General features: G+C 62.0%; 1 rRNA gene. It reads right to left on the bottom strand.

Going from position 1 to position 790, the window contains the following annotated elements:
* Positions 1 to 790, bottom strand: a 23S ribosomal RNA gene (locus tag KDL01_RS41545); the annotation flags it as partial.

The raw sequence follows: 790 nt of genomic DNA on the forward strand, positions 1-790 counted from the left end.
ACGGGTCCCCTTAACGTTCCAGCACCGGGCAGGCGTCAGTCCGTATACATCGCCTTGCGGCTTCGCACGGACCTGTGTTTTTAGTAAACAGTCGCTTCCCGCTGGTCTCTGCGACCACCCCCAGCTCAGAGCGCGAGGCTCATCACCGGAAATGGTCCCCCTTCTCCCGAAGTTACGGGGGTATTTTGCCGAGTTCCTTAACCATAGTTCACCCGAGCGCCTCGGTATTCTCTACCTGACCACCTGTGTCGGTTTGGGGTACGGGCCGACGTGTCCCTCGCTAGAAGCTTTTCTCGACAGCATAGGATCACCCACTTCGCCCCTACGGGCTCCCCATCAGATCTCAGGCTATTGCAGCGCGGATTTGCCTACGCTACGCCCTACGTCCTTGGCCCGGGAACAACCACCGCCCGGGATGAGCTGCCTTCCTGCGTCACTCCATCGCTCACCTACTACCCGCTCAGGTCACCGGCCTCCCACCACATGGCCCGAAGGCTTCCGCGGCTTTCAGCGGGCTTAGTATCACGGGCCTCGGCCCTTGCGGTCCACGTCGGGTACGGGAATATCAACCCGTTGTCCATCGACTACGCCTGTCGGCCTCGCCTTAGGTCCCGACTCACCCTGGGCGGAACAGCCTGGCCCAGGAACCCTTGGTCATCCGGCGCCACGGATTCTCACCGTGGATTCGCTACTCATGCCTGCATTCTCACTCGCATGCCCTCCACGACTCGCTCACGCGGCCGCTTCACCGGACATGCGACGCTCCCCTACCCAACACCACACCTGGCCG

Source organism: Actinospica durhamensis (assembly GCF_018139695.1).
In the GTDB taxonomy this organism is placed as follows: Bacteria; Actinomycetota; Actinomycetes; order Streptomycetales; family Catenulisporaceae; genus Actinospica; species Actinospica durhamensis.